The sequence below is a fragment of the Marinimicrobium koreense genome, from assembly GCF_003762925.1.
GTDB lineage: Bacteria > Pseudomonadota > Gammaproteobacteria > Pseudomonadales > Cellvibrionaceae > Marinimicrobium > Marinimicrobium koreense.
Genome location: NZ_RJUK01000002.1, coordinates 263,702 through 290,415 on the forward strand (window position 1 = coordinate 263,702; position 26,714 = coordinate 290,415).

General features: G+C 59.1%; 17 protein-coding genes. 13 read left to right on the top strand and 4 right to left on the bottom strand.

Features of this window, described 5'->3' with window-relative positions:
- Positions 1 to 3: 3 nt before the first annotated feature.
- From tssB to EDC38_RS13745, 12 genes are all read left to right on the top strand, one after another.
- Complete coding sequence (gene tssB / locus EDC38_RS13690; protein WP_123639129.1) at positions 4 to 534, top strand: type VI secretion system contractile sheath small subunit; 531 nt, start codon at positions 4 to 6, stop codon at positions 532 to 534.
- On the top strand, positions 524 to 2,014 hold the full coding sequence (tssC, locus tag EDC38_RS13695) for a type VI secretion system contractile sheath large subunit (RefSeq protein WP_024462219.1): 1,491 nt from the start codon (positions 524 to 526) through the stop codon (positions 2,012 to 2,014). Before tssB ends, tssC (EDC38_RS13695) begins: the two co-directional genes overlap by 11 nt.
- 77 nt (positions 2,015 to 2,091) lie before the next feature.
- Positions 2,092 to 3,609 carry a type VI secretion system contractile sheath large subunit gene (gene tssC / locus EDC38_RS13700; protein ID WP_123639130.1) on the top strand — a complete coding sequence of 506 codons (1,518 nt, stop codon included), beginning with the start codon at positions 2,092 to 2,094 and terminating at the stop codon, positions 3,607 to 3,609.
- A gap of 24 nt (positions 3,610 to 3,633) precedes the next feature.
- Positions 3,634 to 4,131: a type VI secretion system baseplate subunit TssE gene (gene tssE, locus EDC38_RS13705; RefSeq protein WP_123639131.1), complete on the top strand. Its 498-nt coding sequence runs from the start codon at positions 3,634 to 3,636 to the stop codon at positions 4,129 to 4,131.
- The gene (tssF, locus tag EDC38_RS13710) at positions 4,124 to 5,950 is read left to right on the top strand and encodes a type VI secretion system baseplate subunit TssF (RefSeq protein WP_123639132.1); all 1,827 of its coding nucleotides are present in this window, start codon (positions 4,124 to 4,126) and stop codon (positions 5,948 to 5,950) included. Before tssE ends, tssF begins: the two co-directional genes overlap by 8 nt.
- Complete coding sequence (tssG, locus tag EDC38_RS13715; protein WP_123639133.1) at positions 5,941 to 7,077, top strand: type VI secretion system baseplate subunit TssG; 1,137 nt, start codon at positions 5,941 to 5,943, stop codon at positions 7,075 to 7,077. The genes tssF and tssG overlap by 10 nt, the downstream gene beginning before the upstream one ends.
- 35 nt (positions 7,078 to 7,112) lie before the next feature.
- The gene (gene tssH, locus EDC38_RS13720) at positions 7,113 to 9,758 is read left to right on the top strand and encodes a type VI secretion system ATPase TssH (RefSeq protein ID WP_123639134.1); all 2,646 of its coding nucleotides are present in this window, start codon (positions 7,113 to 7,115) and stop codon (positions 9,756 to 9,758) included.
- Between the two features lie 49 nt (positions 9,759 to 9,807).
- On the top strand, positions 9,808 to 10,644 hold the full coding sequence (locus EDC38_RS13725) for a tetratricopeptide repeat protein (protein ID WP_170162937.1): 837 nt from the start codon (positions 9,808 to 9,810) through the stop codon (positions 10,642 to 10,644).
- Positions 10,631 to 13,495: a tetratricopeptide repeat protein gene (locus EDC38_RS13730; RefSeq protein WP_123639136.1), complete on the top strand. Its 2,865-nt coding sequence runs from the start codon at positions 10,631 to 10,633 to the stop codon at positions 13,493 to 13,495. The genes EDC38_RS13725 and EDC38_RS13730 overlap by 14 nt, the downstream gene beginning before the upstream one ends.
- Positions 13,496 to 13,590: 95 nt before the next feature.
- Positions 13,591 to 14,115 (top strand): tetratricopeptide repeat protein, encoded by a 525-nt coding sequence (locus EDC38_RS13735; protein WP_123639137.1) that lies wholly within the window; start codon positions 13,591 to 13,593, stop codon positions 14,113 to 14,115.
- On the top strand, positions 14,112 to 14,420 hold the full coding sequence (locus tag EDC38_RS13740) for a hypothetical protein (RefSeq protein ID WP_123639138.1): 309 nt from the start codon (positions 14,112 to 14,114) through the stop codon (positions 14,418 to 14,420). Before EDC38_RS13735 ends, EDC38_RS13740 begins: the two co-directional genes overlap by 4 nt.
- 313 nt (positions 14,421 to 14,733) lie before the next feature.
- The gene (locus tag EDC38_RS13745; RefSeq protein ID WP_123639139.1) at positions 14,734 to 16,839 is read left to right on the top strand and encodes a cellulase family glycosylhydrolase; all 2,106 of its coding nucleotides are present in this window, start codon (positions 14,734 to 14,736) and stop codon (positions 16,837 to 16,839) included.
- 65 nt (positions 16,840 to 16,904) lie between these two features.
- On the opposite strand, the gene EDC38_RS13750 is transcribed toward EDC38_RS13745, so the two are convergent.
- The 3 genes from EDC38_RS13750 to EDC38_RS13760 form a co-directional block, all read right to left on the bottom strand.
- Positions 16,905 to 18,104, bottom strand: a complete 1,200-nt coding sequence (locus EDC38_RS13750; RefSeq protein ID WP_123639140.1) for a sialidase family protein — start codon at positions 18,102 to 18,104, stop codon at positions 16,905 to 16,907.
- A 15-nt stretch (positions 18,105 to 18,119) separates the two neighbouring features.
- Positions 18,120 to 20,831 carry a pectate lyase family protein gene (locus tag EDC38_RS13755; RefSeq protein ID WP_123639141.1) on the bottom strand — a complete coding sequence of 904 codons (2,712 nt, stop codon included), beginning with the start codon at positions 20,829 to 20,831 and terminating at the stop codon, positions 18,120 to 18,122.
- 100 nt (positions 20,832 to 20,931) lie between these two features.
- Complete coding sequence (locus EDC38_RS13760) at positions 20,932 to 22,611, bottom strand: GGDEF domain-containing protein (RefSeq protein WP_170162938.1); 1,680 nt, start codon at positions 22,609 to 22,611, stop codon at positions 20,932 to 20,934.
- 385 nt (positions 22,612 to 22,996) lie between these two features.
- On the opposite strand from EDC38_RS13760, the gene pelA reads away from it, so the two are divergent.
- The gene (pelA, locus tag EDC38_RS13765) at positions 22,997 to 24,550 is read left to right on the top strand and encodes a pectate lyase (protein WP_123639143.1); all 1,554 of its coding nucleotides are present in this window, start codon (positions 22,997 to 22,999) and stop codon (positions 24,548 to 24,550) included.
- Between the two features lie 164 nt (positions 24,551 to 24,714).
- Here the strand turns inward: pelA and EDC38_RS13770 are convergent, their stop codons facing one another.
- Positions 24,715 to 26,646 (bottom strand): DUF5060 domain-containing protein, encoded by a 1,932-nt coding sequence (locus EDC38_RS13770; RefSeq protein WP_123639144.1) that lies wholly within the window; start codon positions 26,644 to 26,646, stop codon positions 24,715 to 24,717.
- Positions 26,647 to 26,714: the final 68 nt, after the last annotated feature.

The window sequence follows — 26,714 nt, forward strand, 5'->3', positions numbered from 1 at the left end:
ATTATGTCCGACAGTATCCACGACAAACTCAAGCGCGTGCGCAAGCCTCGCGTTCATATTACCTACGATGTTGAAACCAACGGCACGATCGCCGAGAAGGAATTGCCCTTTGTCATGGGCGTGATGGGGGACTACTCGGGTGATAACATCGAGGCCAAGAAGTCCCTGAAAGACCGGAAGTTCTCCCAGATTGATCGGGACAACTTCAACGACATCATGGGCAAGGTCAACCCCAAGCTGGGATTCCAGGTGGCCAACAAGCTGGAAGATGATGACAGCGAAATGAAGGTCGAGCTCGACTTCAACCGCATGGAAGACTTTGAACCTCATCGGATCGTGCAGCAGGTCGAACCGCTGAGCAAGTTGATGGATACCCGCAATAAACTGCGTGATCTGTTGACCAAAGCAGACCGGTCCGAGGACCTGGAAAACCTGCTGGAAAGTGTACTGAGTGATACCGAAGCTTTGGCCGCCCTGTCCGGCGAGCTGGGTGTGGGTGCAGAGCAAAAGGAGGAAGCGAAAGATGGCGAATAACGAAGAACAGGTGATGGAGCAGGCGGAAGCCGACGTACAGGAAGTCAGCTTTCTCGAGCAGGCCATTACGGCGACCCGACAGACGCCGGCGGACGAGACTCAGGATCTGCTCAAGACCCTGACTCAGGAAGCCATGAACGGCACGGTCAAATGGGACAAGAACCTGACCGTCACCATCAATCGCGCCATCGCGGCGGTCGACCAGTTGATGTCCCAGCAACTGTCGGAAATCATGCACCATGAAAAATTCCAGAAGCTTGAAGGCTCCTGGCGTGGACTGAACCACCTGGTGATGAACTCCGAGACCGGCTCCCAGCTCAAGATCCGCATGCTCAACCTGAGCAAGAAAGAGCTGACCAAGGATCTCGAGAAAGCGGTGGAGTTTGACCAGAGTCAGATTTTCAAGAAAATTTACGAAAGCGAATTTGGCACCGCTGGCGGTCAACCCTACTCCGCACTGATTGGCGACTATGAGTTCTCCTCTCACCCAGACGATATCTCGCTGCTCAGCCAGATGTCCAACGTGGCCGCCGCCGGCTTCTGCCCATTCCTGACCGCTGCGGCGCCGCAGATGTTCGGCTTTGAGGATTATACCGAGCTGTCCAAACCGCGCGATCTGGAAAAGATTTTTGATTCCGCCGAGTACATTCAATGGCGCAGTTTCCGGGAAAGTGACGATGCCCGCTTTGTGACCCTGACCATGCCCCGGGTACTGGCCCGCCTGCCGTACGGCCAGTCGACCAAACCCATTGAGGCGTTCAACTACGAAGAAGTACCGGTGGGTGAGGACGGCAAACATCGAGCCACCGAGCACGATGATTATTGTTGGATGAACGCTGCCTACGCACTGGGCACCACCCTAACCAAAGCCTTCGCCGAGTACGGCTGGTGCACCAGCATTCGCGGTGCCGAAGGGGGCGGTCGTGTCGATGGGCTGCCCAGTCATACCTTTGTCAGTGACGATGGTGACGTGGATCAGAAATGCCCGACTGAAATCGGCATTACCGACCGCCGTGAAGCAGAGCTTAGCAAGCTGGGCTTTCTGCCGCTGTGCCACTACAAAAATACCGACTACGCGGTATTTTTCGGGGCCCAGACCGCACAGAAGCCGCCCAAGTTTGATGATCCCGAGGCGAGCGCCAACGCGGCGATTTCCGCCCGTCTGCCGTACATCATGGCAACCTCCCGCATCGCCCACTTCCTGAAAGTGATGGCGCGCGACAAGGTCGGCTCGTTCATGGAAGCGGGGGAAGCCGAAGAGTGGCTCAACCGCTGGATCGGCAACTACGTGAATGGCAGCCCCGGCGCCAGCGCCGAAATGAAAGCCCGCTTCCCATTGGCCGAGGCTCACGTCGAGGTCAAGGAAGTCCCGGGCCAACCCGGCGTATTCAATGCGGTCGCCTGGATGCGCCCCTGGTTGCAGATGGAAGAGCTGACCGCCTCCCTACGCCTGGTAGCCAACATCCCCAAGGCGGGCTAAAGCCAGCGCCCAAATAGGGCGGCGGAGGGATCCGCGCCCTATTGTTTTTTTCTTCTTAACGGATTCTCTGGCACGCAATGTCAAATCACCTTGCCACCCCATCGGTGTCCTCAACCCCGGATGTCCCGGCCGCAGCTCGGCTGGATGCCGTGTGTGAACGGCCCCCGAAGCTGACCGGACTGGATGACTTTCTGACCGAAAAGAATCCACAGCGGGCGCTGGCCTACTTTCTGTCAGAGCTGGCGCCAGACGGCCCTCTGCGTAGCGTACTGGACATTGAAATCGCGGTGCATCGGACCGTTGCCCGCATCGATCGACTGATCAGCCAACAGATCAACGCCATCATCCACCATTCGCGTTTTCAGGCGTTGGAAGCGGCATGGCGCGGTGTCTGGTATCTGACCTTGCAGGCCGAGGGCGCACGCAACATCAAGATCAAGCTGCTTGATATTGCCTGGCCAGAGGTGGCCCGGGATATCGATCGTGCCCTGGACTTTGACCAGAGCCAACTGTTCCAGAAAATTTACAGCAACGAATACGGTCACCCGGGAGGCGAGCCTTTTGGCGTGTTGATCGGCGATTATCAGGTGGCGCACCGCCCGTCGTCGCGCCACCCACAGGATGACATCGCCACCTTGGAAGGCCTGGCTCAAATCGCAGCGGCGGCGTTCGCCCCCTTCATTGCCAGCGCCTCACCCGAGCTGTTTGGCCTGGACGATTTTGCCAAACTTGGCGAACCGATCAATCTCGAGGCCATTTTTTCCCAACAGGAGTATGTCCGTTGGCGGGCGCTGCGCGAAAAATCCGACGCCCGCTTCATTGGCCTGACACTCCCGAGAACCCTGATGCGCCGTCCCTATCGGACCACCGCGGGCAGTTACAAAGGGGTGCCGTTTCGGGAAGAAAAAGGCGGCCGCCAGGGAGATGGATACCTGTGGGGCAGTGCGAGCTTCGCCTTTGCCGGTGTGTTGATTCGCGAGTTTGCCAATGTCGGCTGGTTTGGCCACATACGTGGCGTTCCGCGCAATCAGATCGGGGGCGGACTGGTGACCACCCTGCCGGTGGATCACTTCGACGCGGACCCTGCGGCTCTGGCCCCCAAGCCGCTAACCGAAGTGATCATCACGGACCGGCGTGAACGGGAACTGGCCGAGTTGGGATTGATCCCGCTGTGCCAGAGTTACCAGACGCCGTTTGCCGCTTTCTACAGCAATGCCTCGATTCAGAGGCCGGTTCGGGACACAGACCAGGGTGTCAACGCCCGGCTGTCCGCCATGCTGCAACACGTCTTGTGTGGCTCACGGGTAGCCCATTACATCAAGGTGATGATCCGGGACAAGATCGGGGCGTTTATCAGCGCCGATGAATGCGAGCTGTTTCTGCGCCAGTGGTTGTTCCGCTATACCACCGGACGGGAGGATCTGGAGTGGGAGGAGCAGGCCCGTTACCCCTTGCGCGAAGCCGCCGTGAACGTCGAAGAACACCCGGAGCGGCCCGGACAATACCTGTGCAAAATTCATCTGGTGCCTCACTACCAGATCGACCAGATGGTCTCGGAATTGGAACTGGTCACCGAACTGGTACAGACCGGCTGACGGCCCTGAAGGAGAGAGGGAATCATGAGTCATATCGCTAGAACCCGCGAGCTGCGCCCATCCATCCTGGATCGCCTGCTTGATCATGACCCACAGGCTGTGCGCGAGCCCGCGCCGGCACGCCACCAGTACCTGAGCGAACTACGCCAGAGCGTGCGGCGAGATCTGGAGAATCTGCTCAACAGCCGTTTCTGCATGATCGAGCCCCCGCAGGAGTGTCCGGAAGCTACCCACTCCCTGCTCAACTACGGCCTACCGGACCTGGCAACCGTGAACATTTCCGACGCCGAAAAAAAGCAGCGCTTTGTGCAACAGCTCGAACGCATACTGCGGGAGTATGAACCCCGGTTCAAAAGCGTGCGGGTGACTCACCTCGAGAACCGGGAGCGCACCGACCGAACGCTGCGCTTTCGTATTGATGCGGTGCTATGGGCCGACCCAGCGCCGCAAAGCGTGGTGTTCGACTCGATTCTCGAGCCGGTCTCTCGCAGCGTGAACGTCAAGGAGTCACTCCATGGCTGATGAACTGTTGCCTTACTACGAGCGCGAGCTGGCGTACATTCGGCAGATGGGCGCCGAGTTCGCCAAGGAGAACCCGAAAATCGCCAGCCGCCTGGGCATCTCCACCGAGACCATCGAGGATCCCCATGTGTCCCGGTTGGTGGAAAGTTTCGCCTATCTCAATGCGCGCATTCAGCATCGCCTTGACGATGATTTCCCCGAATTCAGCGACGCATTGCTCGGCACCCTGTTCCCCCATTATCAGCGGCCGATTCCGGCCATGAGCATCGTGCGCTTCGAGCCCGACCCGGAGCAACTTGAGCGGCCTTTTGTGGTTCCCAAAGGCACCGAGCTCGACACCCGTTCCTTCAAGGGCGAGAAGTGTCGCTTCAGCACCTGCTATGACACCACCCTGACTCCGGTCGAAGTGGCCGAGGCACAACTGATGGGTCGCCCCTTCAACACCCCCGGGGCGGATCGAATGCGCGGCGCGGCCAGCGTGCTAAAGATTCGTCTGACGCCGCTCCTGGAGGGCGCCAACCTGGCCGATGGTCTGCCCCGGTCGCTGCGGTTTTATCTCAAGGGCCAACCCCAATACATCCACCCGCTGTACGAGTTGTTGATCAATCGGTGTGAGAATCTGGTGTTGAGCGATGGCACCAGCCGGCCCGTCTTTCTCGGTGGCGACCAGGTGCAACCGGTCGGTTTCGGAAAAGACGAGGGACTCCTCCCCTACCCCGACAATGCGTTCCTCGGGTACCGCCTGCTGACCGAGTATTTTGCTTTTCCCGAAAAGTTTCTGTTCGTGGACATACAGGGACTGGACCTGTCCCGCCTGTCACCGACCCTCGATTCCCTGGAGCTGTACATCTACCTCGCTGATACGGATGTGGAGCTGGAACACCACATCAACGCGGCGCACTTCGTCACCGGTTGCACACCAGTGGTCAATCTGTTCGAACATCAGGCCGACCCGATTGCGCTGGATCACCGTCAGTACGAGTACCAGATTCAGCCCGACATCCGCCGGCCCTCGGGCTACGAAGTGTTTTCGGTAGACCGGGTGATCGCCGCAGACGCCTACGGTAAAAGCGCCGAGTACCGACCGTTTTACGGACTCAATCACGATCGGCACTACCATCAGGATCAGACCTTCTGGCACGCCCAGCGGCGTCACGCGAAACTCAAACCGGATAACCGGGATGAGGGCACCGATGTGTTTCTCAGCCTGGTGGATCTGGAGTTTTCCCCCAGTTCCGCCGGGGAAAAGACACTGCTGATCCACACCACCTGCAGCAACCGGGACCAGCCGGCACGACTTCCGTTCAATAACCGGGAGCCTCAACTGCAATGCGTTGACGGCAGTCCTCCCACCCGACAGATCCGCTGCCTGACTCAACCCACGGAAACCATTCGTCCGGCATTGGGTAACGCCGCTCGCTGGCAGTTGCTCTCTCACCTGCAACTGAACCAGCGTTCACTGACGGATGGCGAAAGCGGTGAAGCCTTGCGGGAAATTCTGCGCCTGTACGATTACCGGCAAACCTCGGCGCACCGCTCCCTGATCGAGGCGATCACCGACCTGAAAGTCCGACCGGTCAACGCACCGATTCAGATCGCCGGCCGGCCCACGCTGTGTCGGGGAATGGAAGTGACCCTGACGCTTGACGATCGCTTGTTGTCCGGCGTCAGTCTGTGTCTGTTCACCCGGGTGTTAGAGCATTTCTTTGCGCTCTACTGCTCCATCAACTCATTCAGTCAGCTTCGGGTCAAGCGCAAAGGCTACGACGGTTTTTACCGGGTCGGGCCGATTCGAGCCGGGGGTAAAGTATGTCTGTGATCGCACAGCTTCAGGCCGAACCGGAAGCCTTCAGCGCCCTGCAGATACTGCGTCTGCTCGAGTTTCACGGCTCGGAGCCATCCCTTTCGGACCAGGCTCAGTACCGCCGGCCACTGCGCTTTGCCCCCGGGGTCGATGTGCGCCCTGTGTCTCAGGAGGCCATCCGTTTCAGCGGCCAGCACCGCCTGACGTTTCCCGCTTCGGAAATCGAAGAGATTGAGCCACACGGTGAGCAGTGGTCGGTTCAATCCAATCTCCTCAGCCTGGATGGCGCGCTGGGCCCTCTGCCCTACCACTATACCGAGCTCCTGCTTGAGCGGCAGAAGGCCAAAGACCCGGCCCTGACCCGCTTTCTCGACCTGTTCAATCATCGCAGCATGAACCTGTTGTGGCAGGCGGCGAGTAAATATCGACTGCCTCTGGAGTACGAACGCGCTCGACGCCACCGTGGCTCGGCCACCACCATAGACCGTCACACCGAGATGCTCCTGTCACTGCTGGGGCTGTCGCCGCGTCTGCTTCCGGACAACCCGGATCTGCCCGCCGAGGCACTGATCTATTACGGCGGGCTGCTCTCTCAACCGGTGAAAACCGTCGACAATTTCGAGCAGATTCTCAAGGGCTATTTCCGGGTTCCCATCAGCCTGTCGACCTTCTCCGGCGCTTGGTGCGAGGTGCTGCCGGACATGCGCTGCCAGCTTCCGTCTCTGACCCAACCTCGCGGACAGAATAACTGTCTCGGTCGCTCGACATTGCTCGGGCAGAAATCCTGGCTGGCCCAGAACCAAGTGGACGTGACCATTGGCCCACTCGACCGGGCCCAGACCGAACGGTTTGCACCGGGCAGTCCGGCGCTGAAAGCCATGGACCAGCTCAGTGCGCTATATCTCGGTTGCGAGCACCAGTTCAATCTGCAACTGAAGGTTCGCTCCGAGGCTCTGCCCAAACAACTGCCGATCGGCACCGGCACGCCGGGGCAGCTCGGCTGGAATTCCCGGCTGCCCCGGTCAGCCTCTCGCCCGGACAGCGCCAACGCCACCCAGAATATTCCCGTGTCCACCCGGACGCCGGAGTCTCAAACATCTCATACAATCCGTCCCAAAGGACCCGGCCGTGCCGCCGCCTGAACGGTGACGCAGCGGTCATACTACAAGGAGTCGACATGATTACTCTGGATCTGAAATCTCTCGTCAACAAGCTGAACAACACCACGCGCAATGCGCTCGAAGGGGCGGCGGGCATCTGCCTGTCCCGCGGTCACTACAACGTGGAAGTCGAACACTGGTGGGTCAAACTGCTCGAGGTCGACGACACCGACGCGCAGGCCATTCTGGAGAAATTCGAGCTGTCGCCGGACACCCTGAGTCGCGCTTTCAATCGCGAACTGGATCAACTCAAAAATGGCAGCACTCGTCCACCCGCACTATCGCCCAACGTGGTAGAGCTGGCCAAGCAGGCCTGGGTACTGGCGTCAGTGGAATACGCTCACAGCCAGGTCACCAGTGCTCACCTGCTGGCCGCTCTGCTCCTGGATGACAGCTTGCGTCGATCGGCCGTGGCCAGTTGCCCCGCGCTGGAGTCACTCGCTCCGGAATCCGTGCGGGAGCTGGTCAAGGCACTGGTGGGCACTACGGCCGAGTCGCGGGAGCTACCGCCCGAACACGGGGTGGACGAAGTTCCTTCCAATACCGCCCAGGCCAGCAACACACCCTGTCTGGACAAGTACACGGTCAACCTCACCCAGGCGGCCAAAGATGGGAAAATTGATCCAGTCTGGGGTCGGGACCAGGAGGTCCGTCAGATTGTCGATATCCTGATCCGTCGCCGACAGAACAACCCCATCCTGACCGGCGAAGCCGGTGTCGGGAAAACCGCCGTGGTGGAGGGTTTTGCGCTGCGGATCGCCAAGGGTGATGTCCCCGAGCCGCTGAAGAATGTAGTGCTGCGCAGCCTGGACTTGGGACTGCTGCAGGCCGGAGCCAGCGTAAAAGGCGAGTTTGAAAATCGTCTGAAGTCTGTCATCGCCGAAGTCAAAGCCTCGCCCCAGCCGATCATCCTCTTTATCGACGAGGCGCACACCATGATCGGTGCCGGCGGTAAAGAGGGACAGGGCGATGCCGCCAACCTGCTCAAGCCCGCTCTGGCCCGGGGCGAACTGCGCACCATTGCCGCCACCACCTGGGCCGAGTACAAAAAGTACTTCGAACGCGATCCGGCTTTGACCCGGCGCTTTCAGGTAGTGAAAGTGGAGGAACCGAATGAAACCAAGGCCATTGATATGATGCGGGCCATCGCTGGCATGCTCCAGGCACACCACAAGGTGCGGATCATGGACGAGGCGATTGTCGAATCGGTGCGCCTGTCCAGCCGCTACATGCCCGGTCGCCAGTTGCCAGACAAATCCGTCAGCCTGCTCGACACCGCCTGTGCCCGGGTGGCCCTGAGCCAGAGCGCCACCCCCGCCCCCATCGAAGACACCGAGCGGGAGCTGGACCAGATCGCCGCAAACCTGGCCACTCTCGCCCGGGAAAATGCAGCACTGGATAACTGCCAGGACCGCATCGATGAACTCACGCAACGACAGGCTGAGCTGGAACAACGCCTGGAACAACAACGGCAACAATGGCACATAGAACGGGAGTTGGTGACCGCCGTCAATCAACACCAGGACACAATTGAAGCCGACCACGAGGCGGAGGGTGATTCCGGAGAGGCTGCCAATGCACGAGCGGATCTGAAAACTCTGCTCGAAGAGTTGACCCGCCTGCAGGGCGATACGCCCATGATCAAGGTTCATGTCGACGGCCAGGCCATTGCCGAAGTGGTATCCAATTGGACCGGCATTCCGCTGGGCAAAATGCTGTCCGATGAGATTCAATCCGTGCTTAACCTGAGCGACACCCTGAACCAGCGTGTCATCGGCCAACGCCACGCGCTGGACGCCATTGCCCAGAGCATTCGCACCGCCCGTGCCGGCTTGACCGATCCGCGCAAACCCATTGGGGTTTTCTTTATGGTCGGCCCCAGCGGTGTGGGGAAAACCGAAACCGCTCTGGCCCTGGCCGACACCCTCTACGGTGGTGAGCACAACCTGACCGTCATCAACATGTCCGAGTTCAAGGAAGAACACAAAGTCTCCATGCTGCTCGGCTCCCCGCCCGGCTACGTCGGTTATGGCGAGGGCGGTGTGCTCACCGAGGCGGTGCGGCGTAAACCCTACAGTGTGATTCTGTTGGATGAAATGGAAAAAGCTCACCCCGGCGTACAGGATGTGTTTTACAACCTGTTCGACAAAGGCACGATCAAGGATGGCGAAGGGCGCGATATCGACTTCCGTAACACCGTGATCATCATGACCTCCAACGCCGGCGAGGAGCACATTCGCGCCCTGTGTCAGTCCCAGGAGGACACCATTGCGCCCGATGTGCTGCTGGACAACTTCCGCCCGCAGTTGCTTCGACACTTCAAGCCCGCGTTCCTCGGGCGCACCACCATCGTGCCCTACTACCCGCTGGGCGATGAAGACCTGATGAAAATCGGCGCTATCAACATGGAAAAAATCCGTCGCCGAGTGGCGGAGCATTACGGGGCCGAGTTCAGTTTTGAGGAAGATGTCTTGCTGCACATTATTGCCCGCAGCCAGGAAGTGGACACCGGGGCGCGGAATATCGAAAACATCCTGACCCGCACCCTGCTTCCGATGATCGCCTCGGAGTGCCTCGGCCGAATGGTGTCCGGCGAGCCGATTCAGCGGGTGCGTATCGGCGTGGATGAACAGGATCAGTTCACCTGCCAGTTGGATGCGTGACGGGTCTGACAGCATGATGCCAACAGCGACAAGGAAACGGCTCTTCATTATGCTGGGTCTGTTGTGTCTGCCGGTCGTGGCCCTAAGCCAATCGTTCGATCAGGCCATCGAGCGACAGTTCAGCGACTTGCGTGACGCCGTCCGGCAGGCACAGTGGCACAGGGTGGAAGAACAACTGCCGTCTCTTCAACATCACTATTCGTTGAGCCCGCCTCAAAGAAGCTATCTGCACCTGGCGGAGGCGCTGCTGTGGCAATATCGGGGCGAGCACCGTCGGGCCATTCCGTTATACGAGCGCATCGAACCGGACAGTGATGTCTACCTTGAGGCCCGCACCAACCTGGCCATCGCGTTTTTGAAACAGGGATGGTGGTCGGATGCCCATCGGGAGTTGGAGCAACTGCTGGCACGCGCCGAACCGGAGGCCGAGCTGAAAAACCGCTGGCGCATGATGCTGGGGATGTCCCAGCTGCAGCAGGGGTTCTACCGCGATGCCCGAACCACCTTCGGCACCATCGATCAGAACAGTCGTCACAGCGCCCAGGCCTGGCGGGGCATCGGCCTGACGGCGCTGCACCTGGGGGACCACGGCGGTGCGCTCAATGCCTTCCGACGACTCAAGGAGGAGCACGCCGAAGACATCCCCGAAGGCGCATTTCTGGTGGCCTTTACTTACGACCGGATGAACCGGCTCAAGCTGGCCGAGGCCAATTATCGGGAAGCCCTGTTGCTCTATCAACACCAGTTACAGCAGATACAAAAAACGCTGGCGAAGCGTTCGCCCGAAGCAGCGGACACCCGGTCGCTGGAAGCTCAACAGAACCGGCTGAACACGCTGATCAGTCAAAGCCAATACGGACTGGCCACCATCTATGATCGCCGTTAACTCGTCCTTTCGCTCGCGCACACTGTGGAACGCCATCGCACCGGCTACCCTGGTACTCGCCGGTTGCGTTTCCCAACCGCCTGAGCCGGCCACGCTCGCGCAGCTCGACCGCTCCCCCTCAACTTACCACAGTGCCCCGGTCATCGGGCAGATCTCGGACGCCGACGCCAAGAGCGCTTACTATGAATTTCTGCACAACGCACCGGGGCACGATCACAGCCGTAACCAGGCCCTGGCCCGTCTGGCAGAGCTGGAGCTGAAGGAGAGCGAGCGCTGGGCCCAACAGGACGACTATCAGGAAGACCAGCGCTATCGCGCCACCCTGGAACGCACCGTCGAACTGCTGACTCTGGCGCTGGCCGATTTCCCGGACGCGTCAGGCAACGATCGCAAGCTCTATCAACTCGCCAAAAGTCACGACCTGTTGGGCCATCACGATGCATCCTTGCAGGCCCTGGAGGCCCTGGCGCGACGCCACCCCGAGTCTGAGTTGTATGCTGAAGCGCAGTTCCGGCTTGCCGAGGCAGCGTTTAGCGCCGGCGACTACCTGGCGGCGGAAATTTCCTACACCGCGGCACTGCACAGCAGCCAGGACACCGGCTTTCACGAGCGGGCGCTGTTCAAGCGCGGCTGGTCGCGCTACAAACAGTCCCTGTATGAACCCGCTCTGGAAGATTACATCGCGGTCATACACGCGCAGGATTTTCCGGACCTGGCCGAGCAATTCGAGAACCCACTGAACGCCGACCAGCAGGTCATCTATAACGAATATTACCGCTCCCTGGCCCTGGCCATGCAGCGCTACTCCCCCCCGATCGTTGAACTGTTCAGGAAACACGGCTTGACGGACCTCTACGCCCCCTACCACGCCAGCGCCACTCTACTTGAAGACCAGGAGCGTATCAGCGATGCCGTGACCCAGTGGCAGGCGCTGATCGCCTCCGGGCCGGAGCCTCTGCTGAGCCTGCGGGCCCGGGCCCACATCGTCTCACTCTGGCAGGAGCACGGGTTCACCGAGGCGGCTCTGCAGGCCAGCGAAACCGCTTACCGGGACTACCAACGCTATCGAACGCTCACCGCCGGAAACAAGAGCAATCCGGCGCTGGAAAAGAACACCACGGAAGCCCTTCGCCATCAGTGGACGCAAGTGGCCCGCCATTATCACAGTCGCTACCAACAGCAGCCCGAAGACGCGCATTTGAGGCAGGCGCAGCAATGGTACCAACGGTATCTCGAGCACTTTGCCAGCTATGCCCAGCAGGACGGGGTTACGCTGCTCTACGGCGATCTGTTGGCAGAAGCCGGACAAACCGAACCGGCCTTCCTGCAATACGAGCGGGCGGCGTTCGATGGCTCGGTCATTCTCAACCAGGACGCGGCCTATGCGGCCTTGGCGCTGCTTGATGAACTGACCGGTCAACAACCGGAGCGCTGGCTGGCCCGCAATCTGCGCTACGCACAGGCCTTCGCCCGGCTCTACCCCAGCGACCCGCGCACGCCTTCCGTTGCCTGGCAGGCCGCCCGCCACGCGTTCAGGGCCAATGCCTACGATGAGGCGATTGAACTGGCACGTTTTGCCCAGGATCACCCGCCCCATCAACAGGAGGCTTACTCGCTCATTCTGCAGAGTCATTTCGATCAGCAGCGTTACGCCGAGGCGGAACAGATCGCCCGGCAGTTACTCAGTCTCCCGGCACTTTCGGACGACACCCGCTCGCTGACCGAAGCGCGCTGGTCGTTGAGCGTGTACCGGCAGGCGGAACAAGCGGAGCGTCGACAGGAATGGGACGCCGCCATTGATCATTTCCGACGCATTCACGAAGCTTACCCCGACAGCGACAACGCCGCGCGCGGACTGTACAACGCCCTGTCACTGGCGGGCGAATACGAAAACTGGGGCCTGGCCATCGCCCTGATTCAGCGCTTTCAGACCGTATACCCGGAACACGAATTGCGGGTCGATGCAGAACGTCAGTTGAGTACCGCCTATCTGGCCAGCGGTCAGACCGACCGGGCCGCTCGTCAGTATGAACGCCTGGCGGGCACCGAACAGGACGGTCGCGCTCAACGGGCCGCGCAGTGGAAGGCCGCTCAACTCTATCTTGAACAGGGCGATCGGGACGCCGCGATCAATGCTTTTCGCCGGTACGCGCATCGCTACCCGAACCCCTATCCGGAGAACGCCGAGGCCATGAACCACCTGGTGACGCTGTACACCCAATCCGGCGAACCGGAGAAGCGGGCGTACTGGCAACAACAGATCCTGACCCGGGACCGACAGCAACCGGATCAGGCCAGGACCGACCGGACGCGACGCCTGGCCGCCACCGCCGCACTCGGCCTGGGGCGCGATCACCACGAACACTTCAAGGCGACCCGTTTGAGCCTGCCGCTGGACCGAAGCCTCTCGGAGAAAACCGGACACATGCAGAACGCCATCCAGCACTATGCCCGCGCAGCTTCTTACGGCCTGACGGACATTGCATCGGAATCCACCCATCAGATTGGCCGCATCTACGAAACCCTGGCGCGGGACTTACTGGAGTCAGACCGGCCCACGGAACTGAGCGACGAGGCACTGATGCAATACAACATTCTTCTGGAGGATCGCGCCTTCCCGTTTGAAGACAAGGCGATTGAATTCTACGAGCGCAACTTGCGGCGTGTCGCGTCGGTTTCCTTCAATGACTGGTTGGCAAAAAGTCGGGAGCGCCTGGCCGTCCTGTTTCCGGTTCGCTATGACCGACCGGCCAAGATGAGCATTCGATTTCCAAAGATGGCGGAGTCAGAAAAACCAAACCACACCTCAGAACCAATCACCAACGCACGCCTGGAGGCGGACCAGCCGTGAGTACAAAGACACGATGGCCAGTGTGTGTATTGCTCTTCACCAGTGCACTGCTCGGTGCCTGTACCCAGACCACGAGTGGACCAGAACCCGGACCCGTGCGCGACCATGCACGCCAATCTCTGAGCGAGGAGCAACAGCGCCAGGCCGACCGGGCCGCAACACGGGCGGCCACTGGAGGCTACGATGCGGCGGCGAACATCCTGGAGCAACTGATCGAACAGCGACCTCACCACCCGGAGCTCTGGGCCAACCTGTCCACGCTGTATCACCGTTTAGAGAAATCGGAATTACGGGATCAGGCGCTGGCACGGGCCCGTGAACTGAACCCGGACAGCATTCCAGCGTTGAATCTGTCCGGCATTCTGGCGCTGAATGCCGATCAACCACAATCGGCTGAGCGGCTGTTCAAAAGGATAGTGGCTCTGGAGCCCGACTATCCCGACGCGCACTACAACCTGGCGCTTATTTACGACACTTACTACCAGGACCTTGAGCGAGCCATTGATCACTATCAGAACTATCTCGCGTTGATCGAGGAGCCGGACGACGCCACTACCGCCTGGCTCGAACAGTTGAAAAATGCGCTCAAACGTCAACAACATCGGGAGCACGCCGGATGAAGTACCGCCTGTTCACTCTCCTGACCGGCGCGCTGCCACTCCTGGTGGTCAGCTCGCCTGTTCCGGCCCAGGCGAGCCCACGCATCGAAATTGAAATGGAAGCTACGCGCATCCGTTCCAATCGGGAGCTACCCAAGCTCCTATACATTATTCCCTGGCGCGATACCGAGCTGAGCGACAGATCCGGCGAGCGAAAAATCCTGATTCCCGATTTGTTTGCGGATTACTACGAACCGCTTTTACCCCGTGAGGCGAAAGAACAATCGAACGACAGTGAAGATCGCGACGCCCAACACAACAATTAATATTCTTGCGCCATAAATGGTTCAAAAGGCGTTTCTTATTTCGGAAATTTAAATCATCAAAACAAATATTTGAACGACAACGGATTGCAATTCCTAATAACAGTCTCGTTCATTAAGCGCTAAGGATAATAAAAAAAAGTAATACGTCATAAACCGAGCAGACAGTCATTTGTCTCTTTTTATTTTGAGCTACCATCTCCTGCACCTTATGGTCATAACGACCAAAGGCAATCAAGGCGACAGGTGCGTGCCATATAACAATAACGGGCACGCCACCTGCTTTCCGTTCAGCAACACCAGGAGAAAACTACAAATGATAAGCACAACACAAAAGCGTAATGGCATTTACGCCGCCATGCTGGGCCTTGGCCTTGCGATGGCGGGGCAGGGTGCCATGGCTCAATCGGCAAGTTGCGAATACGTTGTCAGCAACGAGTGGGGCAGCGGTGCCACAGCCACCGTTGAGATCACCAATAACGGCACCACCGCCGTCAATGGCTGGGACGTCAGTTGGACCTACGACAACAACCGGGTCACCAACAGCTGGAACGCGCAGGTATCGGGCAGCAACCCCTATACGGCGACCGACCTGGGTTGGAATGGCACGATTCAACCGGGTCAGACCGTTGAGTTCGGCATGCAGATTGATGCCAACGGCGGCGCCATTGAGCGTCCGGAACTGTCGGGTGACGTCTGCACCGGTGGGGGCTCTTCCAGCTCGTCCAGTTCCTCCAGCAGTGAGAGCTCCAGCAGTGAAAGTTCCAGCTCTTCATCCAGTGACGACGGCGCCACGGGTCAACAGTGTGATTGGTATGGCACGCTCTACCCGCTCTGTGACAGTCAGGACAACGGCTGGGGCTGGGAAGACAACCAGAGCTGTATCGGCCTGACCACCTGTAGCGACCAGCCCGATCCCTACGGCCCGGTCGATGGCGGAAGCAGCAGCTCCTCTTCCAGTTCCAGCAGTGAGAGTTCGTCCAGTAGTGAGAGCTCATCCAGCAGCGAAAGCTCCTCCTCATCCAGCTCGTCCAGTAGCACGCCGGATGCGGGCGGTGTGTTCCGTGTTGACGAAACCGGTCAGATCACCCAGAACGGTGACGCCTTCCCGGTGCAGTGTTCTGCATGGTTTGGTCTTGAAGGCCAACACGAGCCTGCCGATGCCGAAAACAACGCCGACGGTGCTCCCATGGAGCTGTATGTCGGCAACATGTGGTGGGTCGATTCCGGCCGGACCATCCAGCAGACCATGGACGAGATTACCGCTCAAGGGATCAATACCATCCGTCTGCCCATTGCGCCGCAGACCCTGGATCCGAACGATCCCCAGGGTATCGGTGACATTCGCGAAGGCGGCGTTTTGAAAAACCACGAGTCGGTCCGTCAGGAAAATGCCCGTCAGGCGCTGGAAGATTTCATTGTCCAGGCCGACGATAACGGCATCAACGTAATCATCGACATTCACTCCTGCTCCAATTACGTGGGCTGGCGCGCGGGCCGGCTGGATGCCACACCGCCTTACGCGGATGCGGAACGCGAGAACTATGAGTTCAAGCGCGAAGGTTATTCCTGCGGCCCGGTAGACGACCCGAACGTACAGGTCGATCTTTACAACGAAGAGCTGTGGCTTGAAGATCTCCGGGAAATCGCCGGTCTGTCCGAGCAGTTGGGTGTCGATAACATCATGGCCATCGACATCTTCAATGAGCCGTGGGATTACACCTGGGCCGAGTGGAAGCGTCTGTCAGAAAATGCCTACCAGGCCATTGCCGAGGTTAACGACGATGTTCTGATCATGGTTGAAGGCATCGCTACCTCAACCAGTGCCGGTGACGAAGTGCCTCACGGCGATGAAGACTCCAACCCCAATTGGGGTGAAAACTTCTTCCCCTTCGCGGACGCACCGCTGGATATTCCCAAGGAGCGCCTGATTCTGTCTCCGCACACCTACGGTCCGTCGGTATTTGTCCAGCGTCAGTTCATGGATCCGGCGCAACCCGAGTGTGAAGGCCTTGAAGATATCGAAGCGGCCGAAGCCGGTTGTAACATTGTTATTGACCCTCAGCGCCTGGAGGCCGGTTGGGATGAACACTTCGGGTATCTGCGTGACCAGGGTTACGCGATGATCATCGGTGAGTTCGGCGGTCATAGAAACTGGCCCGCCGATGCGCCACCGCGCCATCGTGAAGCCTGGAGTCACGTCGAGCCCGGTATCGACATGCAGTGGCAGAATACCCTGGTCGACTACATGATCGAGAAGGACATTCAGGGCTGCTACTGGTCCACCAACCCCGAATCGGAAGATACCGGTGGTCTGTACGAGCACGCGTACGACCCGGTCTCCAATGAAAGTGGTTGGGGTCAGTGGGAAGGCTTCGAACAGGAGAAGTGGGACATGTTGCGCCGCCTGTGGGGCATCTGATTCCGGTTTTTCTGAAGCCTTGAAAAAATCCCCGGGCGGCTCACCACCCGGGGATTTTTTTGCGCTTAAGGAGCCAAAGATCCGATGGGTATTCGGGTGATTTCGATATCTTCCTTGTTGGTCGCGTAGGCGACATAAACAAACTCTTCGTCTACGTAGCTTTTCGGATAGCTGTAACCCGCCCGTTTATACTTTCCCTCGTACCGCCAGGGCTGCAGGTCCGCTCCGCCGGCGCGCACCAGCCAGGCCCGATCAAAACGCTGCCCTTCTTTGCTCACCGCTATTGTCAGCGGAATCCGGGTTTTGTTTCCGCTGGGATTATTGACAATAAACGCCGAACCGTCCGGTAAGTTACCAGCGCTCTGCTTGGCCCTTGAATCGGGAAAGTTGGTGATCACCGGTTGCGTCCAGCTCGCCCCCCGGTCACGACTTTCTGCTGCCAGAATTCGGAAGCTGCTCTGTTGATCGCGGAAAGTCATCACAATGCGGCCATCGCCACGGCGATACCAGCTGGGCTCGAGCTCCCGGGTGATATGCGGCTCGTGCGCCAGATTGGGCAACTCACCCCGCTGCCAGCCCGACACGCCACTGGGATCATCGGTGAACCAGGGCGTGGCAATCAGCCCGGGCTGTTCGTGTACGGTGGTAAGAATGCGCCCCCCGGGCAGCGCTCGAAGATCCTGCTCCAGAATACCGTTCAATGGTTTGCCCGCGCGGGTCATCACTCGCCGGGGTTCGCTCCAACGTTCACCGTCAGCGCTGGAAACGTACTCCACAAAGCCACCGCGTGGCTCAGTATCGTGAGGCCATACGTTGATGTAGGCCACCAATTGATCGCCACTCACCCACCAGCCACCGTTGGTGATGGTGGCGTCTTTTCGGGGCAATGCCAGCGTCTTTGGGCGACTCCAGTTCGCGCCCTGATCCGGACTGATCGCGTAGCGGATCTCGGTTTCCGGTGCATCTTCATCCCGTCGAGAGCTCTGCCACTGAGCGTAAAGCCTGCCCCGAAAACTCATGACCACCGCACCGTGATTGTAACGGTAGTCCTCCGGGCCGGGGCGATACACCGTAAAGGTTTGCCGGCCGGGAGCGAACGACAGTCCCAGGGTGTCGGGTTGTTTAGCATCAAAAACACCCGGTGCCAATACCAGCGGCGCGCTCCGCCCGTCTTCCGACGGTACCGATTCCAGCGCGGCACAACCCGTTATTGCCAACAGCCACACCACGCCAGCCAAAAATGCTCTGACCCAATACGTTTGCATAAGCGGTCGCTTTCCCTACGCCATCCTGATCCGAACTCGCTGGCGACGACGCCAGACCAGAAGGGACAACATCACCAGCCCGGTCAATGAAACACTGCCACCACCGCCACTGGCGGTATCGTTACCCATATCGACACCGTCATCACCGCCGTCGGGGGCCGGTGCTTCATCGTTCTCTCCGTCCACCGGTCCCGCTGGCGTATGAGCGTCATCATACTCGGGGCTGCGCTCACACTCGCCGGCGGGATCGGTGTCCACAAACACATTGACGGTTCGAGTCATGGAGTGACCGTCGGCGTCCTCCACGCTCAACGCAATCTCCGCCAGACCGCACGCCTCGGTGGTAAAAAAGGCCGTGCCATTTTCAAGCGCCACCGAGCCATTGCTGACTGAGATGATCGAATAGGCCGGCTCGTCGGTATAGCCACGAAACAGGTCGGCAAGGTTGAACTCGGCGGTTTCGCCCTCGCGGATCATTGTGTGAGGTTGAGCCATCCAGTCCAGGTACTCATCCAACATGGTGTACCCATCCCGTTCGGGATCCGCATTGGCATCGGCAAAGTCGTCGCCACCGGAGAGCGGGGTCATGCCATGCAATTTCTCCCACCAGTCGGGCAGGCCGTCATCGTCGCTATCCCAATCGGGATCACGCTGCAGGTAGGGATAATCTTCATAGCCGCCCACGTCGTCTTCGTGATCGGGCAGGCCCGGCTCGCCGGTGTAACTGCCCTCGTAGGTGGCCGTTCCGGCAAGCGTTTCCTGAATGACCCGAAGATCCTGATCGTCCTGCATCAAGCCCCCGGCTCCCACATCGGACAATACCCGTTTGTAGGCTTCGGCGGCACTGTGCACTTCGGCACGGGAGGGGAAGAACGGTTCATTCACCCAGGTTTCATAACCGTTGGGGCTGCCGCTTTTCACCCGGCAGACAGCGGTCTGGTTGCTCTCGTCCGCCCGGCCGGGAATCACATTACCGGAGCAGTAGTAACGCTGGGTTCCGGGGAAATTATCGTACTCCAAATTGAGCGCGTACATTTCTTCGGTGGCCGGGCCCGGCTTGTAATAATTGTTGACGAAGTTCACCTCGTGAGCACCACCATCGGTGGTCCGGCTGCGCCAGTTGTAAACCACGTTATTGAAAATATCCAACCGTCCGGCGTAGTCCCCATTGCCATCCAGCCCGCCGGCCAACGACCAGTTGCGGCCTTCATTGTGGGCCAGCAGGTTATGGTGGAAGCTGCCAATATCGCCACTGATACTGGCAGCGTAACCGTGCCGCGTGCCCGAGGGGTAATTGTCATGCCCCGCCACATTCAATGCTTCGGCAATCAGAGTGCGCTGCAATGTGATGTTTCGCGCGCTGCGGGAAGAGAAGGCTTCATCGATGGTCCAACTGATCGAGCTGTGATCGACAATCGCGTGATCCGCACCCTGCAGACCGATGCCATCGTATGTGGTGCCGGCCCCCAGGCGCACCCGGATATGACGCATCACCACGTCACTGGCACCACTGACACCAAAGGGTGCGCCCCGTACCACAATGCCTTTGCCGGGCGCAGTCTGTCCCGCCACAGTCACATACGAATCACTGATGGTCAGGCGCGATTCCAGATGAATGATGCCAGACACGTCGAACACAATAGTGCGCGGACCAATATCGTTTTCCACCGCCGCGCGCAAACTGCCCGGGCCGCTGTCGTTCAGGTTGGTGACTTTCACTACCTGACCGCCACGACCACCCAGTGCAAAGCGACCATAGCCCTCGGCGGCGGGAAAGGCGAGCTGACGTGGCTGAAAAGACCAGACATTACCGCGAGTGATCCGGTCCTCCAGGTCAACCTGATCCACCCGCCAGAAATACTCTTCGCGACTGTACAACCCCTGCAGTGCAAACTCACTGCTCGTCTGGCGCCCCCAATAAACCGAGCTGTCGCCGTCACTCACCAGAGCCTCATCGGTCCCGAAATACACCTCATGGGCAACCGCGTCCGGACCCGGCGTCCAATTCAGTGTCAGGTGGCCGTCGGTCGTTTCGACATGTCGATCACCGTCGGCCGGGAGAGGTTGTCGGGCTTGTTGGGCCACATTGGGCGTGTTCAATTCAAAGCCATTGATCACCACGGTTTCAATGTCCGCGCCGGCGCCAGTCTCGGCCTCGAACCGAACTTCAACATTGTCACCCGTGCTGTCGAACGTCAGGTACGCCGTCTGCGCCGCGGTGTTTTCCTCGACGCGATTGGTCATGGCCAGGTCGTTCTCGACCTGAACACCATCCACATAAATATCCAGAGGCGCCACTGTGGTGTCGGCCCAGCCATCAACCGAATTCAGATAAACCAGCAGGCTGTGCTCACCAGCGGGCAAATCCGACAGCGTCATGGTAATGGCTCCCTCCTGTGGTTCGCCGTCACCGAAATCCACCAGAAGGCCGTCGCTCACCAATCGGGCGAGATAGGGCGATTGAATATGGGTTTTGAACCAGTTCGAGCGCAGGCCGACACCACCGCTTTGGGTAAATGTCACGGTCACTCCGTCGAAGGTTTCGCTGGCTGTAGTGGCGCTACCGATGGACCAGGGCGTATAGCCCGGTTCATTGACTTCCGACGTCTGGCGGCCGGCAAAGTCCAGGTCCACTTTCACAACGGGATCTTGAGCCAGCACCTCGGAGGCGAGACTGGCACACAGGAGCACACCCAGCCATCGGCCGGGACGAGGGTTGATTGTCATAGTATCCACCAGATGTTTTTTATAGGGGTGGTTTGCCCTGCTATGGTGCAGGATCTCTCACAGTTCTCTCGGGCAGTATATTATGAGCCTTGTCGTCTTGTCACGGGCTTGCCGTGCGGGGTCCGGAAGGCAAGTCCCCATCCGCGTGCCAGGTTTGCACCCGATTTCTACCACCGGCTTTGGCTTGGTATAGGGCCAGGTCGGCCTTCTGTAACAGGGATGAGACCGCTTCGCCGTGTTCATACACCGCGATGCCCATACTGACGGTCAGGCTGAACTCAGTGCTGCCAAAAGTAACTGGTGTGCTCGCAATGTCCTGGCAGAGTCTCTGCGCAAGCGCTACCGCTTCTTGAGCATCGTTGTTGAGACAGACTATGGCGAACTCCTCTCCCCCCATGCGCGCGGCCATATCACCGGTACGCACCGACTCTGCCAGCAAAGCGCTCACCTGCCGCAGTGCCTCATCGCCGGCGGCGTGGCCGTACTCGTCGTTGACTCGCTTAAAGTAATCGACATCAATCATGATCAAAGACAGGGGCAGATCATGACGTTGCGATTGAGCGGAATAACGAACCAGACACTCGAGCAGATGCCGACGGTTCGGCAAGTTGGTGAGGTAATCGGTTCGCGCTTCCTGCTCCGCCTGCTGTTTGGCATCGCTAAGCTGGCGCGTGCGTACGGCCACCTCCGCATGGAGCCGCCGCGCGTGCAGCAGCAGCGCAAGGCCGACCATCGACACCAACGCCACCAGCCAATACCACCGGTGAGCCCAGAACAGCTCATCAAACAGGGAGTCCGGTTCCGCACTGTAGAGGAAGGTATTCAGATCCACTTCCCCGGTCAGCAATCCCTGGTCGCGAAACACCGACTCTATATGTCGCCACCGCTCTTCGTTCATGTAGCCGACGGGAACCACATTGGGCAGTATCAGTGATTTCGAAGCTTCCGCCTCGAACATCAAGTGCTCCCGACTTTTACCAAGAGTGTTGTAATCCCGCAGGATCAGGTCCACCACTTTGTCCGGATGGGTCAGGGCGTAATCCCAGCCCCGTCGAGTCGCCTCTAGAAAATTCCTAGTCACATCGGGGGCGGTATTCAGCATCGTTTCCGTGGTGAGAAGAATATCGCCGTAGAAGTCGATACCGTAATCGCTCGGACGAAATACCCGGTAGGGAATGGCACGGCGGGTAAACTCGAAGGGCTCATTCGTGCTGTACCCGTTATAACCTGCCACCTCCCCGGAGATCAGCGGTTCCAGCGAGGTTTCACTCGGCACCACCTGAACATCATCCACCGCCATTCCGGCGTTGGCCAGCATCGCGAGCAACTCCGCATTCATGTAGCCGCCGCTGAGCATCACGGGCTGATTTTTCAGGTCGTAAAGTGAGTCTATCGGCCCATCCGCGCGGGTCACCAACACTGAAGGCGAGGACTGAAAAATCGCCGCCAGCGCCACCAGCGGTACACCCGAGGCGCGGTAAATCAATGCCCCGGTATCCGCCACGGCGAATTCCACTCGACCACTCATCAGTTGGTCAATGGGCGATCGGCTTTCACTGCGCTCATACAGCGTCACGTTCAGGCCTGCATCCCGATAGTAACCTTGCTCGATCGCGGCATAATACCCAGCGAACTGAAACTGGTGGCGCCACTTCAATTGAATAGCCACCTCAACCAACGCCGACTCATCCTTCGCAGCGGCAATACCCGACACTCCCAGCAGCAGAGAAACCAGGACTAAAAGTGTCGTCCATGCCCGGAAATCGCCTCCTGAAAACACTCCCATTGACTCCATTATCGCCCCTGTGGCAATACGTCTGTTATTCGACCCCATTAAACAACTATAGCCTTACCGGCGCGTAAAGCAACTTATGAGGCATCGCCCGCCGCCGCCCTTTGTGAATCCGGTTACAGAACATTTTATCTGATTTTCATATAGCGGCTCTGCGACGGTGGCAGGCGCAGCACTGTCAGGGTGCGTATCGGTTACAGTGAAACACAGCTTATTTTCAGGCCCTTGACCGGCAAAGGGAAACCTCGGATATTTGATCGGTTACAGCGAAAGGGCAGTCGAATACCCGTCGTGTTTAAGTACCCCTAAAGCAAAAAAAATGGCCGCCAGCCGGCCAAACAATCTCCAATAAAAAATAGTGAGAGAGTCAATTATGATCATCAAACCCCTCACCTTTGCGGTGATAATGAGCGGCCTTCTGGTCGCTTGCGGCGGATCAGATTCCGCACCGGACAATGCCTCTTCCAGTTCAAGCAGCAGTAGCTCGACGGCATCCAGCGCGTCCGAATCCTCTCAATCCTCCAGTGAGACCACACAGGGCGACGAAAACAGCCTGACCATTCAGGAGTACGATACCGGCTTCTGCCGACTCGACGGCACGGTCGACAGCGACAACGAAGGGTTCACCGGCCCGGGCTTTTCCAATACCGACAATGTTCCCGATAGCGCCATCACCTACCGGGTCAATGTGCCCGAGGCGGGTCACTACGCGCTGGAGGTGAGATACACCTCACTCAATACACGCCCCGGCGACATTCAGGTGAATGACGCCGACGCCGGTGAGTTTGAGTTTGCCACCACCGGTAGCTGGACCAGCTGGACCACTGAATCCCAGACGGTGGAACTCGACGCCGGTGACAACGACATTGGCCTGGTCGCGACCGGCGTGGACGGCCTACCGAATGTGGACGCCCTGACGGTCATCGGCGTCACCCCCACCGCGGTGGATTGTGGAGTGAACAGCGATGGCGATGGCCTGCTGCTCCCGCAGGACGGCAACCCGGTGCACAGCCGGTTCCGCAGCGCCCGTTTTGCCTGGAGTCAGGACAAGGCCGACATCGTCCTCTCTTACCAGTACGACCACGGCGGCTGGCCGAAAAACCAGGACTACGAGTTCGAGGGTAGCGGCGGCAATGACCTGGGCACCATCGACAACGGCGCCACCGTCACCGAAATGATTTACCTGGCTCAAGTCTATAAAGACACCGGCGAAACCCGCTACCGGGATGGCGTGCGCAAGGCCATGAACTACCTCCTCGATGCCCAGTACGACACCGGCGGCTGGCCCCAGTACTATCCGCTGCGCGGTGGTTATTCGGATCACGTCACCTTCAACGACAACGCCATGACCCGGGTGCTCACGGCGCTCTATCACGCCAATCTGGAAAGCGCTCCCTTTGATACCGATCTGTTCACCGACTCCGACCGGGCGGCCATGGCACACGCGATTGAACGGGGCGTGGATTATATTCTTCAGTCCCAGTGGGAGCAGAACGGCGAGCTGACCGTCTGGTGCGCCCAGCACGGTAAGGACGACTACCTACCCAAGGCCGCGCGTGCCTATGAACTTGAATCCCTTAGCGGCAGCGAGTCGGTCGAAATCATCGCGTTTTTGATGACCCAACCGCAGACGCCCGAAGTGGAAGCCGCCGTAAAGGCCGCTATTGGTTGGTTCCGCAGCGAGGGCACCTATCTGGACGACCACCGGTACCACAGCTCGGTGGAAGAGAAGATTGTCTACAGCGAAGGCGACCGTATGTGGTACCGCTTCTACGACCTGAATACCAACGAAGGCTTCTTCAGTGATCGGGATGGCGGCAAGTATTACGACATCATGGAGATCTCTGCAGAGCGGCGTAACGGCTACAGTTGGGGCGGGAGCTACGGAGAAAAAATCATCTCCTACGCGGATCGGGTCGGCTATTGATTGGTAGCGCATACCGAGGAGCGGCGGATGCGGCCTTCGGCCTTATCCGCCCTACGGGGCACCGGGTGGTGCTGATCGTCACTGGACGTGTGATCTCAGACTCGTAGGTCGGATTAGCGCCCAGCGCGTAATCCGACACAGCCCTGACATCACATCCACACAAACTATTGGCGCTTCAACTTCAACGCCCAATCCCGCTCTGCCAGAGCCGAACCGGCGGGGAAGGCGGCAATATCAATTTCACCCGATTCATTCGCCATCACAGACATTCGATTGAGCCACTCACCGCTGATCGGATCAAACCACTGCATGACATAAGACGCACCGGGCGTGAATCCGCTGAGCCTGGGCGCCACCGACGCATTCTCAAAATATAGCATCGCCAGATCCGCCTCGGCGGTGCGCATCATGTAAGACCACCCGTCCAGACCATCCTCCGGCGCATTGGGTGCTTTGCGCGGCGCGATGTCGGCGGTGACGGGAACCAGAGTCTGATAGCGCTTTCCCTCAGAGAGCATAAAGCTCTCCAGGTGCTGCATATAATTCGCTGACTGATAGCGCAGCGCATCCCAGATATGCGGCCGCGCCCCATCGGGCTCGCCGGTGGTGGTAATGTCGTAAGCGGCGGTGCCGTGCACGTGCCCTGCCAAGCCACCGGACAACACCGAGCCAAACATCTGCGCCCGGGCAAAATAGTTGTCCCGTTGCGAGTTGGCCGGCGGCTCTTCCCCTCCGGGCTTGTTGATTTCGTGCAACCAGCCGGTGTAATAGGGTTCAAAGTTGATGGTCGGTTTGGGCGGATTTTCCAGGAAGAACTGCGCCTCCAGGTTTTCCCCGACCCGATGATCCCGGGGCTTGTTACCCACGCTGTGCATATCCAGCCAGGGCACCTCATCACCGGAGCCCAGGGTGGTATGAGTGGCCCGATCGATCAACACGGTATGAATCTGACCAAAGGGCGGGCGACCATAGGTCTCCAGGTGGTAAGTGAGCGCCTCGTTAAACTGATCGGCGGTCAGACTGAAGTCTTCCGGCACCCAGTCCAGATGAATGCCACTGAACACAAAGTTGTAGGCCCCATAGCGGGCAATCAGATACTGCGCGAAACGGGCAAAGCTCTCTTTGAAATCAAAATAGGCATCCCAGGACGGGCCCACATCCCGACGCACGGTTTCCAGCAGCGGCACAAAACCGACCTCGGACAGGTGCGCCATTTTTTTATCCAGGCTCTGGAAGTAAGCCGGCGTCAGACGATTGAAGTCCGACACCCCCGGGTGCTGGTCGGAGGGCGCAAACGGCAGATGACCGTACTCATCGCGCATATTCTTGGCGGTGAAGGTGCCCCAGTAACTTACGCCACCCGACGCATCGGTGCCCTGCTCATCGGACACATCGTAGCCGAACTTCTCCCAGGCGTTGCGCAGGTAAATACCGTTCTCATCGGCATAGGTGCTCGGGTTCAGGTCCGCCTCCCAGTTGGGGAACGCCGAGATCATACTGACGGAATTGAACCCCTGGTTCTTGCGGTAATTGACCGCATCCTCGAACCCTATGCCGGGACCGGGTTCGTACTCATCGGACGTGGCGGCGTTGCGGAACGGCAGCCGCCAGGTGGACCCCGCCAGCCAGGTGTCGCCCACCATAAAAAACGGCGTGCCATCGGCGTATTCCAGCGCGTGGCCATTGTCGCTGACGCGCACAAACCCGCGCCGGTTGGGGTTCTCCCGCTTTTCCGCTTCGCTCCAGCCGGTGGCGGTAAAGCGCCCGCTGCGATCGTTCAACCCGGCATCGTCCGGCTGGTTTGAACCGACTTCCCAGGACCAGTCCCCCGGTGCCGTGGCCACCAGGCGCACCACAAAGCGGTTGCCGCCGTCCCAGAAGCCGTACACCCGCTTGTCGAAATCGGGCCCCTTGAGCTGCACCCAGACGTCCACTTCGGTGTAGGGGTTGTCGTAAGGGTTCTCGGCGTGGAAAACCAGCTGCTGCATCTCCCAGGTGCGGACGCCGGCCTCACTGGGCTGATCGGAGGACGTGGCGCAGGCCACCAGAGTGAACAACAGGAGTGCCGAGAGGCACAGGCGGGAAAGACGGTTCATAACGACCCCTTATCGATTTACTTATGATGCAGGGATACTAGCAGAACCGCCCTTAAATACAATATGAC